This window comes from Selenihalanaerobacter shriftii (genome assembly GCF_900167185.1).
Taxonomy (GTDB): domain Bacteria; phylum Bacillota; class Halanaerobiia; order Halobacteroidales; family Acetohalobiaceae; genus Selenihalanaerobacter; species Selenihalanaerobacter shriftii.
Genome location: NZ_FUWM01000005.1, coordinates 19,586 through 32,913 on the forward strand (window position 1 = coordinate 19,586; position 13,328 = coordinate 32,913).

12 protein-coding genes and 1 riboswitch are annotated in these 13,328 nt (G+C 32.6%); all 12 genes read left to right on the forward strand.

Features of this window, described 5'->3' with window-relative positions; genetic code table 11:
- Positions 1–39 precede the first annotated feature (39 nt).
- The 12 genes from murC (at position 40) to thiC (B5D41_RS02570) (ending at position 13,279) form a co-directional block, all read left to right on the forward strand.
- Positions 40–1,446 (forward strand): UDP-N-acetylmuramate--L-alanine ligase, encoded by a 1,407-nt coding sequence (murC, locus tag B5D41_RS02515; protein WP_078809030.1) that lies wholly within the window; start codon positions 40–42, stop codon positions 1,444–1,446.
- A 3-nt stretch (positions 1,447–1,449) separates the two neighbouring features.
- Complete coding sequence (gene murB / locus B5D41_RS02520; RefSeq protein ID WP_078809031.1) at positions 1,450–2,352, forward strand: UDP-N-acetylmuramate dehydrogenase; 903 nt, start codon at positions 1,450–1,452, stop codon at positions 2,350–2,352.
- A gap of 17 nt (positions 2,353–2,369) precedes the next feature.
- The gene (gene murA / locus B5D41_RS02525) at positions 2,370–3,632 is read left to right on the forward strand and encodes a UDP-N-acetylglucosamine 1-carboxyvinyltransferase (protein WP_078809032.1); all 1,263 of its coding nucleotides are present in this window, start codon (positions 2,370–2,372) and stop codon (positions 3,630–3,632) included.
- A 26-nt stretch (positions 3,633–3,658) separates the two neighbouring features.
- A complete protein-coding gene (locus tag B5D41_RS02530) occupies positions 3,659–4,594 on the forward strand; it encodes a D-alanine--D-alanine ligase (RefSeq protein WP_078809033.1) in 936 nt (311 codons plus the stop codon).
- A 96-nt stretch (positions 4,595–4,690) separates the two neighbouring features.
- Positions 4,691–5,392 (forward strand): cell division protein FtsQ/DivIB, encoded by a 702-nt coding sequence (locus B5D41_RS02535; RefSeq protein ID WP_078809034.1) that lies wholly within the window; start codon positions 4,691–4,693, stop codon positions 5,390–5,392.
- A 167-nt stretch (positions 5,393–5,559) separates the two neighbouring features.
- Positions 5,560–6,849, forward strand: coding sequence for a cell division protein FtsA (gene ftsA, locus B5D41_RS02540; protein ID WP_078809035.1), 1,290 nt, complete (start codon positions 5,560–5,562; stop codon positions 6,847–6,849).
- A 23-nt stretch (positions 6,850–6,872) separates the two neighbouring features.
- A complete protein-coding gene (gene ftsZ, locus B5D41_RS02545) occupies positions 6,873–7,964 on the forward strand; it encodes a cell division protein FtsZ (RefSeq protein WP_078809036.1) in 1,092 nt (363 codons plus the stop codon).
- A gap of 190 nt (positions 7,965–8,154) precedes the next feature.
- The gene (gene spoIIGA, locus B5D41_RS02550; RefSeq protein ID WP_078809037.1) at positions 8,155–9,075 is read left to right on the forward strand and encodes a sigma-E processing peptidase SpoIIGA; all 921 of its coding nucleotides are present in this window, start codon (positions 8,155–8,157) and stop codon (positions 9,073–9,075) included.
- 30 nt (positions 9,076–9,105) lie between these two features.
- On the forward strand, positions 9,106–9,846 hold the full coding sequence (sigE, locus tag B5D41_RS02555) for an RNA polymerase sporulation sigma factor SigE (protein ID WP_200806403.1): 741 nt from the start codon (positions 9,106–9,108) through the stop codon (positions 9,844–9,846).
- Between the two features lie 64 nt (positions 9,847–9,910).
- Positions 9,911–10,225 (forward strand): hypothetical protein, encoded by a 315-nt coding sequence (locus B5D41_RS02560; protein WP_078809039.1) that lies wholly within the window; start codon positions 9,911–9,913, stop codon positions 10,223–10,225.
- Positions 10,226–10,295: 70 nt separating this feature from the next.
- A riboswitch (cobalamin riboswitch) is annotated at positions 10,296–10,537 on the forward strand.
- A gap of 121 nt (positions 10,538–10,658) precedes the next feature.
- The gene (gene thiC, locus B5D41_RS02565) at positions 10,659–11,939 is read left to right on the forward strand and encodes a phosphomethylpyrimidine synthase ThiC (protein WP_078809040.1); all 1,281 of its coding nucleotides are present in this window, start codon (positions 10,659–10,661) and stop codon (positions 11,937–11,939) included.
- A gap of 68 nt (positions 11,940–12,007) precedes the next feature.
- Complete coding sequence (gene thiC, locus B5D41_RS02570; protein ID WP_078809041.1) at positions 12,008–13,279, forward strand: phosphomethylpyrimidine synthase ThiC; 1,272 nt, start codon at positions 12,008–12,010, stop codon at positions 13,277–13,279.
- Positions 13,280–13,328: the final 49 nt, after the last annotated feature.

Genomic DNA, 13,328 nt, shown 5'->3' on the forward strand with positions numbered 1-13,328 from the left:
TAGCATATGGCTTGGAGAAAAAGGAGTGAAATAGGTATTATGGAAGGAAAAGATAGGATCCACTTAATTGGAGTTGGAGGGATTGGCATGAGTGGAATTGCCAATCTTTTGATTGATCTAGATTATGAAGTAAGCGGTTCAGATCTTAAAGATTCAGAAATTATTTTTAAATTACGTAGTAAAGGTGCACAAATTCATATCGGTCATAGTGCTGAAAACATTGAAGAGGTAGATATTGTAGTATTTTCTTCAGCAATTCCTGAAGATAACCCTGAATTATTAGAAGCTAAAGAAAAAGGATTGCCTATCTTAAAACGAGCAGAGATGGTAGCTAAATTGATGAAACGGCAAAAAGGAATAGCTATTTCTGGAACTCATGGTAAAACAACAACAACTTCTATGCTAACGACTGTTTTAGAAAAAAACAATTTAGATCCTACAGTTCTAATAGGAGGGGAATTAGATTTAATTAATGGAAATGCTAAATTAGGAAATGGAGATTATTTTATAACAGAAGCTGATGAGAGTGATGGATCTTTATTATTCATGGATCCAGAAACTGGAGTAGTAACTAATATTGAAGCAGATCATTTAGATTATTATGGGTCTAAGGAAGCAATTAAGGATACTTTTATTAAATTTTTAAATAAACTACCTGCAACCGGAACCGGAATAGTCTGTTTAGATGATGAGGAGATTATTGAGATAGTAGAAGAAATAGATAATGATTTGATTACTTATGGTTTAAATGATGAAGCAAATTTAGTTGCTAAAGATGTTGAGTTAAAGAAATTTGGATCAATTTCTAAAATTTATTATCAAGGCAAGAAACTAGGTAAGTTAAAATTAAATGTACCAGGGGAACATAATTTAACTAATGCTTTAGCTACTATTGGTATTGGTCTACATATTGGGTTAAATTTTGAAGAAATAAATAGTGCTTTAGAAGAATTTATAGGAGTAGGTAGAAGGTTTGAAAAGAAAGGGAGTTATAGAGGGGCAGTAATAGTCGATGATTATGCTCATCATCCTACAGAAATCAAAGCTACTTTAAAGGCTACTAAGAATATGAATTTTGATCGAATAATTGCTATTTTTCAACCACATAGGTATACTAGAACTCAATTTTTATTAGAAGAGTTTAGTAAAGCTTTTAATGACGCTGATGAAATAATTATTACTGATATTTATTCGGCAGGTGAAACTCCAATTCCAGGGATTAATTCTGAAAAGTTAGTAGATTTAATTAAAGAATCAACTTTTACTAAGGTAAGGTTGATCTCTGAATTAGATGAGATTTATGAATACCTTAAAAGCATGACAGAAGCCGGTGATTTAATCTTAACTTTAGGGGCTGGTAATATTTATAAAGTAGGTGAAAGGTTAGCATCAGCTCAAGTCGGGATTGAATTGGAAGATTCTAGTGAATTAACTATGGGGGTTTAGACTATGAAAGTAATTCATAAGGATAAATTACAAGAGATAGTTAAAGGAGAAACTAGATTAAATGAACCGTTAAAATTTCATACATCGTTTCGAGTAGGTGGACCTGCTGAAGTTTTAGTTATTCCTCAGGATGTTCAAGATTTAAAAAGAATTATAAGTTACTTAAATAGCCAAAATATTAAATATATTGCGATTGGAAATGGAACAAATTTGCTGATAAATGATGATGGTCTTTCTGGAGTGGTAATTAAAATAGCTGGAAATATAAATCATATTAAGATAGACGAAGATATAATTTATGCTGGAGCTGGTGCTATTCTACCAACAGTAACTAAAAGAGCTTCTCAGCAAGGATTAAGTGGTTTAGAGTTTGCAGCTGGGTTACCTGCCACAGTAGGAGGAGCTACTGTTATGAATGCTGGAATTGGTAGCCTTAATGATATGAGTGAAATTGTAAGGAAAGTACGTATAATTTCATCTACTGGAGAATTAAAAGTATTTTCACAAAAAGAATGTAAATTTGAATATAGAAGTAGTAGATTTCAAGTTGAAGATTGCATTATTATAGAGGTAGAGTTTAAATTGAAGCATGCAGACCCGAAAGAGATTAAAAGCAAGATTAAAGAATTAATTAGTAAACGAAAGAGTAGCCAACCTCTCAATTTTCCTAATGCTGGTTGCATATTTAAGAATCCTGAATCAGACTATGCTGGAAGATTAATTGATGAAGTTGGTGCTAAAGGCATGCGGATTGGTGGTGCCAAAGTTTCTGAAAAGCACGCGAATTTTATTGTGAATACAGGAGATGCTACTGCTCAAAATATAATAGATTTAATCAATAAAGTTCAAAATTTAATTACAAAAGAGTATGGAATTGAATTAGAAAAAGAGGTTAAATTTTTATAGATTAGGAGGTGACATTTGTGGATAGTTTTATAGTTCAAGGAGGTAATAGGTTAATTGGTGAAGTGGAAATTAGTGGTGCTAAGAATGCTGTTTTACCCATCTTGGCAGGCACAGTACTATCTTCAGGCAAAAATGTGATTCGTGAAATTCCTTTATTGCGTGATGTAAAAGTAATGAAGGAAGTACTAGGTACTTTAGGAGCAGATGTCAGTCAAGAAAATGATGTGATATCTGTTGATTCTAGTTTGATAGACTCTTGTGAAATCCCTGAATATTTAATGAGAAAGATGAGAGCAACTATCTTTTTAATGGGACCGTTATTAGCTAGATTTAATGAAGTGCGGATTTCTCAGCCAGGAGGTTGTAGCATTGGACCGCGACCAATTGATTTACATATAAAAGGATTGAAAGCATTAGGAGTTGAATTTACTGAGGGTCACGGTTATTTAGAAGGTAAGGCTGATGAGTTAGTAGGTGCTGATATTCACCTTGATTTTCCAAGTGTGGGTGCTACTGAGAATATTATGATGGCAGCTACTAAAGCTAAAGGCACTACAATAATTAGAAATGCTGCTAAGGAACCAGAGATTATAGATTTACAGAACTTCTTAAATGGAATGGGAGCTCAAATTAGAGGAGCCGGAACTGATTTGATTAAGATTAAAGGGGTTCAAAAATTAGAATCAATTGATTATACTGTTATTCCTGACCGGATTGAGACTGGAACATTTATGGTAGCAGCTGCCATAACTAATGGTGATATTTTATTAAATAATGTGATTCCAGAACATGTAGAACCAATAATTGCTAAATTGATAGAGGCGGGAGTTGAAGTTAAGCATAACCAAGATCAAATAAAAGTCACAGGAGTTCCAAAGGTGAAAGCTGTTGATGTTAAGACATTACCTTATCCTGGTTTTGCAACTGATATGCAGCCACAATTCATGACAATGCTTTCAGTAGCTGAAGGGACTAGTGTAGTTACTGAAACTATATTTGAGAATCGCCTTAAGCATGCAGATGAATTAAGAAGAATGGGGGCTGATATAAGAATTGAGAGTCGTTCTGCTATTATAAATGGTATCGAAAGATTATCAGGATCTGTTGTAGAAGCTAGTGATTTAAGGGCAGGAGCTGCATTAGTTTTAGCTGGATTATTAGCTAAAGGGGAGACAAGAATAGATAGTATTTATCATATTGACCGCGGTTATGAGAACTTAGAGAGTAAGATTAATAACTTAGGAGGACAGATTACTCGGTTGAGTACTACCTCAGTTTAATAAGAAGGGTAAGGAGGAGAAAATTAATGGATGAAAAGGTAGCTGTAGTCTGTGGTGGAAGGTCAGCAGAAAGAGAGATTTCATTAAAGACTGGTAAGGCTATTTATAAAGCCTTAAAGTCATCTAATATAGATGTTATTCAATTAGACCCACAGGCTGATAATTTTCACCAAATACTAAAAGAAACTGAAATAGATGTAGCATTTATTGCCCTCCATGGTAGATATGGGGAGGATGGTACAATACAAGGTTTATTTGAAATAGAAGATATTCCTTATACTGGTTCAGGAGTTTTAGCCAGTGCACTGGCTATGGATAAAGTAATTTCTAAAAAGCTATTTAAGCAAGAGGAAATCTGCACTCCTACATTTGAGGTCTTAAATAAAAATAATTGGCAAAATAAAGATGAAAATTTAGTTGAAAAGTTGGTAGATAATTTAGGGTTACCTTTAGTAGTAAAACCTGCATTAGAAGGATCTAGTTTAGGATTATCAATTGTAGATAAAGCAGAAGATATAATTAATGCAATAGATACAGCTTTTGAGTATGACACTGAGATATTAATTGAGGAATACATAGATGGTAAAGAGATTACGGTTGGAGTTTTAGGTAATCAAGAGCTTTTGATTTTACCAATAATAGAAATTAAACCAAAAGAAGGAATTTATGATTTTACAGCTAAATATACAAAAGGGATGACAGAATTTATTATTCCTGCTCAAATAGATGAAGAGGTCTATAGAGAATCAGAAAAGATGGCTTATAAAGCATATAAAGAATTGAAATGTTGTGGTATGGCTAGAGTAGATTTAATACTTTCTACTAACGGAAAGCCATATGTTTTAGAAGTAAATACTATTCCTGGTATGACTGAGACTAGTTTGTTACCACAAGCATCAAAGGCAGCAGGAATTGAATTTACAGAGTTAGTAATTAAGATTTTAGAGTATGCTTTAGAATGATGATAATATAAAGGCGCAGGACCTTCTGCGTCTTTAACACTTCATTAATAAATATTAATGCTTTCATAAATGCATTAATTTAAAGGAGTGAGTTAGTTGCAAAGAAGGGAATATTTTTTAATTTCTTTGAGTTTAGTTTTTATTATATCTATGTTAACTTTCATAAATTCAAATTTTTTTGATTTAGCTGAAATAAAGGTTAGTGGTAATAAAATTTTGAATAATAAACAAGTAATTAAATTTACAAGATTAAATAAAGGCCAGAATATATTTCAACTCGATTTTGATAAAATAAGTTCAAGATTAATGGTTAAACCACAAATAGAGGGAGTGATTTTAAAACGCCATTTTCCCTCAATGGTAAGAATTGTAGTTGATGAAAGAGAACCATTAGTGGCTGTTTTAGAAAATGATAGTTATCTGTTAATCAGTAAGAAGGGGTGGATTATATCTAAGGTGCAAAATTCATCTGATCTTAATTGTCCTATTTTAGAAGGGGTTACAATTAAGAAAAATAATAATAAGGTGAAAGTTGATAAAAAGTTAAAGATGGTCTTTCAATATTTAAGCAAAATAGATGGAGAATTTATTAAATTAGCCAATAAAATTAAGATAAAAGAGAATGGTAATCTTAGTTTATCTTCTAATTCTAGTATAGTTAAATTTGGACAACCTGTTAGAGTAGAATATAAGATCAAATTATTTAATCAAATATATGATGATCTAAATAAAAAAGGGAAATCATTTGATTATATTAATTTAAAATATTATAATAATCCGGTAATTAAGCTAAAATAATGAATTTTTTTAATAAAATTTATTATAAAAAGAGGAAATTAGTAGTTTATGTTGAAAATATCACATAAGAGAATTAATAATTTCAAATTTAAGGAAGACATACAAGTTATGTTTAAATATATCAATTAAATTAATATCTGTCGTCGGTTTAGAAAGGAGGACAATTAGTGACAGAACGTAGAATTATAACTGGTTTAGATATCGGTACGACAAAAATATGTGCTATTATAGCTGAGGTTAGTAATGATGAAATTTTAGATATAATTGGGATAGGAACTAGTCCTTCCGTTGGATTAAGAAAAGGTGTGGTAGTTGATATTGATGACACTGTTAATTCAATAGAAACAGCAATTATGAATGCAGAGAGAATGGCTGGGATTGAGGTAGACTCTGTATATGTAGGGATAGCTGGTTCACATATTTCTTCTATAAATAGTCATGGAGTAGTTGCAATTACAGGTGAGGATAAAGAGATTAGTCAAGAAGATATCGATAGAGTAATTGAAGCTTCACAGATTGTAGCTATACCTCCAGAAAGAAAGATCTTACATGTGTTACCGAGAGGCTTTGTGATAGATGGCTGTCAGAATATTAAACATCCATTAGGAATGTCAGGGGTAAGATTAGAGGTGGAAACTCACATAGTTACTGGTTCTATAACCTCAATTGAGAATTTAATTAAAAGTGTACATAAAGTAGGTATAGATGTTGAAGATGTGGTTTTAGAACCTTTAGCAGCTAGTCAAGCGGTCTTATCTAATAGTGAGAAAGAATTAGGTGTGGTTTTAGTTGATATTGGAGGAGGAACTACTGATGTAGCTATCTTTAAGGATGGTAGCATCTGGTATACGTCTGTTCTTCCAGTAGGAGGAGATCATATTACTAGTGATATTGCAGTAGGTCTTCGAACTCCGATTACTACTGCTGAGGAGATTAAAATTAGTGATGGATATGCATCAGCAGATATGGTGAGCGAAGATGAAGAGGTAGAAGTATTAACTACTAGTGGACAAGACTTCAAAAAAGTTTCTCGCAAATTACTTTGTGAAATTATAGAGCCTAGAGTTGATGAAATGTTTACCTTAGTTCAACAAGAAATTAAGGAATCGGGGTATGATGGTCTATTACCTGCTGGGATAGTAATTACTGGTGGAGCTTCATTAATGAAAAGGCTTGCAGAATTAGCTTCTGATAAATTAGAATTACCTGTTAGGAGAGGTATTCCTAAAAAAGCAGATGATCTAGCTGATTTTGCTAGTAATAATATATATAAAGTTGGCAAGCAAGAAGCGAATATATCTGAAGGTAGTACAGCTATATTTGCTACAGGAATAGGATTAGTCTGTTATGGTAGTGAACAAGAACCTGAACAGCCTATTATAAAAAAGGGGCAGAAAAAAGAAGGTATGAATAATTTATTAAATAGAGTTAGAGGTTGGTTTGAAGATGTCTTTTAATTTGATAGAGGAGGTAGCTTATCATGTTTGAATTTTGTGCTGAAACAGAACAATTTGCTGATATAAAAGTTGTTGGTGTTGGCGGTGGTGGTAATAATGCTATCAACCGTATGATTGAATCTGATTTACAGGGTGTAGAATTTGTGGCTATTAATACTGATGCACAGGCTTTGGTTTCTTCAGAAGCTAGCATTACTCTTCAGATAGGTGAAAAGTTAACTAAAGGATTAGGAGCTGGTGCTAATCCTGAAATTGGACATGATGCTGCTGAAGAAAGTAGAGATATGATTGCTGAAAACTTAAAAGGATCGGATATGGTATTCATTACTGCTGGTATGGGAGGAGGTACTGGGACAGGTGCTGCTCCAGTAGTAGCAGAGGTGGCTAAAGAATTAGGAGCTTTAACAGTAGGAGTAGTAACTAAACCTTTTACAGTTGAAGGTAGAAAACGAATGGACAAAGCGGAATATGGTGTTAATAATTTAAAAGAGAAAGTTGATACTTTAATCGTTATTCCTAATGATAGATTATTAGAAGTAGTTGAAAAACAGACTTCATTATTAGAAGCATTTGAAGTTGCTGATGATGTTTTACGGCAAGGTGTACAGGGGATCTCTGATTTGATTACTATTACTGGTTTAATTAATTTAGATTTTGCTGATGTAAAAACTATAATGACTGATGCAGGTTCTGCTTTGATGGGAATTGGAACTGCTGATGGAGAAAATAGAGCTGCTGAGGCAGCTGAAAAGGCTATAGATTCTCCTTTATTAGAGGCTTCTATTGATGGAGCTAAAGGTGTCTTATTAAATATTACAGGGGGAGTAGATTTAGGTTTACATGAAGCTAATGAAGCAGCTAAAATAGTATCTGAAGTAGCAGATTCTAATGCTAATATCATATTAGGTGCTGTGGTTGATGAAGAGATGGAAAATCAAGTAAAAGTAACTGTAATCGCTACTGGTTTTGATGAAGTTAACCAAAATGAAGTTAAGACAGCAGAAGCAGGTGCTAATGCAGACCAAGATGACTACGAAGAAGAGTTAAATGATATCAAATCTTTTGCTGATGATGACCTAGATATACCGGCATTTTTAAGAAAAAATAAAGAATAATTAATCAAATCTCGATCTCGTAAGGGGTCGAGATTTTTTTAATTTTCGGCATCTGATGACAAAATGGTTATAATAAATGTAAATAAACAATTTATCATCTAAGAAAGATAAAAAGATCACAAAAAATAAAAATGAAGTTAGGAAGGTAATTTATCATTATAGTCTAATAAATATTATAGAGGGGAACAAAATGCAATTAACTATTTATTTTGATTTAGTAATAATAATTAATTTAGTTATGAATTATTTACTTTTATGGACAACAGCAAGGTTAATAAAAATTGACTATAGGATTTGGCAATTAAGTTTAAGTGCTATTTGTGGCACTGTATATACTATTTTAATTCTATTCCCTGAAATGCGGGGTTGGAATAATATAGTTATGTATTTTGTTATTTCTATAATAATGGTTAATGTAGCTTATATACCAATTAAAATTAAGAAATTTTTTAAAGCTATAGGATATTTTTATTTGATTACTTTTTTAGCTGCTGGGATACTAATGGCAGGGTATAATTTGAATGTTAAATCACAATTTTCAGAATTAACGGGTAATGTTAATCTTTCTTTACAAGATACTTGGATATTTCTATTTAGTATATTTATTTTATGGATAGTTGGTAAATTTAGTTGGAGAATATTTCAAGGGCAAGTTTCAACTGAAAGCTTTTTAGTTGATTTATTTATTAAATTTGATAATCAATCTTTAAAATTAGAAGGATTAGTAGATACAGGAAATCAATTAAGTGATCCCTTAACTAAAACACCTGTAATCATTGTCGAATTAGAGACTATATTGGATATTCTTCCTGAAAATATTCTAAATATTTTCACAGAATATGATTTAGAGTCAGAAATTGAGGAGATTGCTGCTGTTTTAAGTAATACTTCTTGGGCAAAACGTTTTAGATTAATACCATTTTCAGCAATTGGTAGTCAAAATGGATTATTAATTGGATTAAAACCTGATAAAGTTATACTGAATTTATACGGGGAAGAGATAGTTACTCAATCTGTAATAATCGGTATTTATGATCAGCAGTTTAATCAAGAAGTCAGTTATACTGCTTTGGTAAATCCAAAGTTAGTTAATGTAGCGGTTCATAATTAATTATTACTAAGTTATGAAGGGGGGATGTATTTGTTATCATTAGTTAGAAAAGTAAAATTATTATTAAGGATTCAAGCTATCAAATTATTAAATTATTTAGGAATTCAAGTAGCAAAAGATGTATTCTATGTAGGTAGTAGTGAAGCTTTACCACCACCTTTATCAAACGAAGAAGAAAGTTATTTGCTTTCTAAGTTAGAAGAAGATGATAATGCAGTACGGAGCGTTTTGATTGAACGTAATTTGCGCTTAGTAGTATACATAGCTCGTAAGTTTGAAAATACAAGAATTGATTTAGAAGATTTAGTTTCTATAGGAACTATCGGTTTAATTAAGGCGGTTAATACTTTTGATGTTAGTAAGAAAATTAAATTGGCTACTTATGCGTCTAGATGTATAGAAAATGAAATTTTAATGTATTTACGTCGCAATAATAAAAAACGATCAGAGATTTCATTTGATGAGCCGTTAAATGTTGATTGGGATGGAAATGAATTGAAATTATCAGATATATTGGGAACAGATATAGATTTAATCTATAAAGATATTGAAGAAGATATCGATAGAGAATTATTATTGCAAGCAATGAAGGTTTTAACTGAAAGAGAAAGGAAGATTATGATTCTAAGGTTTGGTTTGAGTAAGGGCAAGGAAGAAATGACTCAAAAAGAAGTAGCGAATATCTTAGGAATTTCGCAATCATATATTTCCAGATTAGAAAAAAGAATTATTAATAAATTACAAAGAGAAATTTCTAAAATGCAAGTATGATTTAAGATGGGGCTAAGATATTTAAATGTTTAAAGGGGATATTTATGTAAGGGGGAATATAAAGGTGAAGATATCAAGTAGCCAAATTTGTACCACTACAGAGTTAATGCGAGAATTTTTTGCTATGCCTGACCGATTAATTTATAATATGTCTGAGAAAGAAAGATATATTAAGATTCATAATTACTTATCTAAAAAAGTTGATCAAGAAGAAGCTATTTCATTAGGTAAATTATTAATTAATGAAAAAAGTTATTATGGTTATAAATTTCAAGATGAATTATATGTGATTCCTATGGAGTTTTTCGAAGAGGATATAACAAAAGTCAATAGAATATCTGATGAAAAAGTTGTAATTCCATTTAAAAAAGCAAATTAATCATTTATAAAAATTATATTTTAAGAAGGACTTTTAGAACTTATGTTGAATAAGATATATACGTCAAAAAATAATATTTTATTAAATAGGTGATTTATTGGCTGTGTAGGAAAATTATTCAAACCAATAAGTTTAAAAGGGAAGTTTGGATGAGGTAAGTTTATTAATCCCTCGTTACAACACGGTCCCGCCACTGTAAGCGATAGAAGATTTACTCTATTTATATACCACCTGATTATTATTTAAATAATTAGGGAAGGTTAGAATAAATTTATCGTGAGTCAGGAAACCTGCCTATTTAAGTAGTAAATTTTATCTTTCGTGGAATAAAGATAAAGTTAATAGTAGTGGATAATGGAAAAGTCCACGATCTCTTAAGAGATCGTGGACTTTTTTTGTATTTATATATAAATCTAATAGGGAGGAAGAAGTAATGACTCAATTAATTAAAGCAAAATCAGGAGAGATAACTCCAGAAATGGAGAAAGTAGCTAAGCAAGAAGGGATAGCAGTAGATATTATTAGAAAGGAGGTAGCTACGGGAAGAGTAGTAATACCTAAAAATAAGGAGAGGAAGACAGAGTTTAGTCAAGGGTTTGGAAAAGGGCTAAAGACTAAAGTAAATACTAGTGTAGGACTTTATGAAGATTATACAGATACAAAAACTGAATTAGCTAAGATAGATTTAGCCATAGAGTTAGGTACCGATGCTATTATGGACTTAAGTAAAGATGGAGATATAGATAAGATTCGAAGACAAATATTAGAGAAAACTGAATTACCTGTAGGGACTTTACCAATCTATCAAGCAGCTAAAGAGTGTGAAGAGAAAACAGGATCAATTTTAGATATGACAGTTGATGATATATTTTCTATAGTAGAAAGACAGGCAGCAGATGGAGTTGATTTTATGGGGATCCATGCAGGTTTGACATTTGAAACATTACAAAGGTTAAAGTTTGAAGGTAGAGTTGAAGGATTAGTAAGTCATGGTGGACAAATTCTAGCTGGTTGGATGCTACACCATGATCGAGAGAATCCATTTTATGAAGAATATGACCGCTTATTAGAGATTGCTAAAGAGTATGATATGACTCTTAGCTTAGCTGACACTTTTCGGCCGGGAGCCATTGTTGATTCTTTCGATAGGGCTCAGATTCAAGAATTGATCATCCTAGGGGAGTTAGTTGATAAAGGTAGAGAAGCAGGGGTGCAGATGATGGTCAAGGGACCAGGGCATGTTCCTTTAGATCAAATTGAAAGTACAATTCAATTACAGAAAGAACTCTGTCATGGAGCACCGTACTTTGTGTTTGGTCCGCTAGTAACGGATTTAGCCACTGGAGAAGATGATATTAATGCAGCTATTGGTGGGGCTTTTGCTGCTGCAGCTGGGGCAGATTTTTTATGTTATGTAACTCCAGTAGAACATCTTGATTTTCCAACACAAGAGGATATAAGAGATGGAGTAATGTCAGCTAAGATTGCAGCTCAAGTTGGTGATGTTTCTAAAGGAAAAAAAGAAGCGTGGATAAAAGAAGAGAAAATGGCTAAAGCAAGAAAAGAATTAGATTGGGAAGCAGAAATAAATTTAGCTTTAAATCCTGAGAATGCTAAACAAACAAGAGAAGAAAGAAATCCAGCGGGAAGTGATGGATGTGCGATGTGCGGTGAATACTGTGCAATTCAAGTGGTTGATGAGTATTTGAGTTAAACTATCAGTGATCAGTGATAGTGTCAGTTTAAGAAAGTCATAATTTCTATATAGAAGGGGAGTATGTAATGACACAATTAATTCAAGCTAAGGAAGGCATCATTACTGAAGAGATGAGAGAAGTTGCCATTAATGAGAAAGTCGAAGCAGAAGTGATTAGAGAAGGGGTAGCTGAAGGAAGAATAGTTATTCCGGCTAATATCAATCGTAAGGATAGAGAATATATGGGGATAGGTTCTGGTTTAAGAACTAAAGTAAATGCCAGTATGGGTGCTTCATTAGATTATCCAGATATGGAATGTGAGAAGGAGAAATTACAAGCAGCTTTAGATGCAGGGGCAGATGCTATTATGGATTTAAGTACCGGGGGTGATATTGACCAGATCCGTAAGAATACTTTAGAAATAGCTAATGTTCCAGTAGGTACTGTACCGATTTATCAAGCTGGGATTAAGAGTATTGATAAATATGGATCAGTAGTGGAGATGGAGCCAGAAGATATCTTTAATGAAATTGAAAAGCAGGCTAAAGCAGGAGTAGACTTTATGGCGATTCATTGTGGAATGACATTAGAAGTTTTAGCGAGGTTAAAGAATGAAGGGAGATTTACTGATGTAGTTAGTCGTGGAGGTGGCTTTTTGACTGGCTGGATGCTTCATCATCAAAAAGAAAATCCACTTTACACTCAGTATGATCGAGTATTAGAGATTGCTAAGAAATATGATGTAACTTTAAGTTTAGGCGATGGGATTAGACCAGGTGCAGTAGTTGATTCTTTAGATCGGGCACAGGTACAAGGATTATTAATTAGTGGCGAGTTAGTACAAAGGGCTAGGAAAGCAGGTGTACAGGCGATGGTAGAAGGGCCAGGGCATGTTCCTTTGCATCATATAGAGACAACTATTCAAGTACAGAAAGAATTATGTCATAATGCTCCATTCTTTGTTTTGGGAATGTTAGTTACCGATGTTGCTGCAGGTTATGATCATATTGTAGCAGCTATTGGTGGAGCTAAATCGACTTGGGCAGGAGCAGATTTTGTCTGTTATGTTACACCAGCAGAACACTTAGGTTTACCAAATACTGAAGATATTAAAAGAGGTGTAATAGCCGCAAGGATAGCTACTCACGCTGGAGATATTGCTAAATATGGAGAAAGGATTAGTAAATCAGATTTAAAGATGACTCAAGCTAGGGTAAAAGAAGATTGGCAGACAGAGGCTAAATTAGCAATTAATCAAGAGAAAGTATTAGCTAAAAAGAAATTAAACGAAGAGACGGAGATAAGAATTATGAATGATAAAGCTGAACCAATGAAGATAGTAGCTGAATATTTGTAATGATTGTGAACAGTTGATAATGAAGGTGAGTAGACGATAAAGCTTTTTA

What these genes read in the sequence shown, in the direction of transcription:
- thiC (WP_078809040.1), top strand. Translation starts at nt 10,659, where the DNA reads ATGACTCAATTAATTAAAGCAAAATCAGGAGAGATAACTCCAGAAATG.
- ftsZ (WP_078809036.1), top strand. Translation starts at nt 6,873, where the DNA reads ATGTTTGAATTTTGTGCTGAAACAGAACAATTTGCTGATATAAAAGTT.
- spoIIGA (WP_078809037.1), top strand. Translation starts at nt 8,155, where the DNA reads ATGCAATTAACTATTTATTTTGATTTAGTAATAATAATTAATTTAGTT.
- B5D41_RS02530 (WP_078809033.1), top strand. Translation starts at nt 3,659, where the DNA reads ATGGATGAAAAGGTAGCTGTAGTCTGTGGTGGAAGGTCAGCAGAAAGA.
- murB (WP_078809031.1), top strand. Translation starts at nt 1,450, where the DNA reads ATGAAAGTAATTCATAAGGATAAATTACAAGAGATAGTTAAAGGAGAA.
- thiC (WP_078809041.1), top strand. Translation starts at nt 12,008, where the DNA reads ATGACACAATTAATTCAAGCTAAGGAAGGCATCATTACTGAAGAGATG.
- murC (WP_078809030.1), top strand. Translation starts at nt 40, where the DNA reads ATGGAAGGAAAAGATAGGATCCACTTAATTGGAGTTGGAGGGATTGGC.